General features: G+C 35.5%; 1 protein-coding gene. It reads right to left on the bottom strand.

Translation table 11 applies throughout. From position 1 onward, the window contains the following. Window positions 1-608: 608 nt before the first annotated feature. Complete coding sequence (locus H0248_RS21010; RefSeq protein ID WP_257981575.1) at window positions 609-1,652, bottom strand: tetratricopeptide repeat-containing glycosyltransferase family 2 protein; 1,044 nt, start codon at window positions 1,650-1,652, stop codon at window positions 609-611. Between the last annotated feature and the right edge of the window lie 253 nt (window positions 1,653-1,905).

Genomic DNA, 1,905 nt, shown 5'->3' with positions numbered 1-1,905 from the left:
AGATCTGCCCGTGCTTGCACTGGGTCGGTGTCCATATAAGCTATTTAGCACGGCGGTAAAGGTGAGGAAAATGACGTCCATCAATTCATGCTTTTTATGCGTTTTGCAGCGTGGGTTGGGTATTTCATTGATATAATTAAAGACAGTCATTGTCTTTCACTGAGTGTTNNTTAGTGGAGATAAAGCTCAGATCAATAAAATCGAAATAAGTTCTCTATTTCAATAAGTAAAGTGGGATCCCGCCATGTCAAGACAATCGGCTTAAAGCACGCAGTTGGGGGAAAGAACGCATAGCTGGTTGAACCATTTTTGCCGAATCCTGAACTATTGGGAGAAAAAAGTCGAAAGCTATGCAACGATACTAAATTTTCCTGTGGCATTTTTTTGGGAATAAAGTCCTGCTAGGATAATATCTAAGTGACGATAGCGTTTGGTTTTTAGATCAGAGTGTTCTTTCTATCATTTGTAATGTAAACCATAAAAATAGTTATTTCGATGGGCGTTACAATAGTGAAAGTGAGATTCGTGATCATTTTTTAGTAAATTAAAAACATCACTGCATTTAATATCGCTTATACACGATAAAGGTAAGTATAACTTATTTGTACTCATTCCAATATTCGAGTTATTCCTGCTTGTGCTGGCGCATAATTTCCGCATTTTTTATAAAATTCAACTGCCTCATCCAACATATTATGGCATTCTAGTATTACTGCGATATTGTGGTTGGCTTTGTAAGAGTTGACACCAGTTTTTCTTCCAGGTGGCATTCTGATGCATTGTTGAAAATTGTCTAATGCTCCCTGGAAATTAGAGTTATTCATTAGTATTAAAGCTTTTAAGAAAATGAAGTCAGTTGATGGATTTTGTTTTTCATATTGTAAAATATCCAAAGATTTTTCATATTGTGCTGTTTTAATTAAGCAATAGCCGTAGCATTCAATCAGGACTTCACTATAATCCTCACGCTCATCTTTTTGTAAAGATAGTGATATTTCAAAATTTTTAATTGCTTGTTCATAATTTTTCCCAAGATAGTAACTTTTTCCTAACTGGTAATGCAGATAAGCATCATCACCAGTTTTATCGATGGCATGTTGAAGTAATGTAATATTGCGAGCGATCTTGTCTTTACTTTCTATGATTTCTTTTGTGTAACCATTATGCATGAACGATAGTGGGGTATCAAAACGTCCATCTGGCGCTTTTCCAGAATTTTTCTTGCAGACCTGCTCATGGATGATACCGAAAAATTCATAATAATTTTTATTGAAAATTCGACTTATACGTTCTTGAATTAAATCTGCTTCTTCCGAATTTTCATCATTAGTCACACTGGCAATTTCTACGGTGCCGACCTGTGTAGGATGTGTGCTAATGAGCTCTGAAAGCAGTGCTACATCAAATTGATTAATCACTTCATCGGCATCAACAACTAAAATCCAATCATATTTGGCAAATTGCAGTGAATAATTTCGTGCGGCGGAAAAATCTGATATCCATTCAAAGTCATAAACTTTATCAGTAAATTTTTTAGCAATATTTTTGGAGTCATCGGTTGAGCCGGTGTCAACGACAACAATGTCATCAAAATATTTTGCTATTGCTTTCAGTGAGTTGCCTAAGTGCAAAGCTTCGTTTTTCACGATCATGCAAACTGATATCATTTATTATGTACCGCATTTTAAAGGCTTGATATTAATCAATACTATATCAATTTATCAGTAATAACAATTTGATGCTTGCTTGCCATCGGCAGTTGAGAAACCAGATGAATGCGTGGCAGTAAGACGTTATATTATTGGCCATAATACTTTCGGTATCATTACTGTTTATATCATTGGCGTTAAACGTTTCACATAACTGTTGAACCCATGAGGGAGTCAGGGCGAGATCTAACTCACT

It is taken from the genome of Pectobacterium brasiliense, assembly GCF_013449685.1.
Taxonomy (GTDB): Bacteria; Pseudomonadota; Gammaproteobacteria; order Enterobacterales; family Enterobacteriaceae; genus Pectobacterium; species Pectobacterium brasiliense_A.
This window is presented reverse-complemented; position numbering and strand designations above follow the sequence as displayed.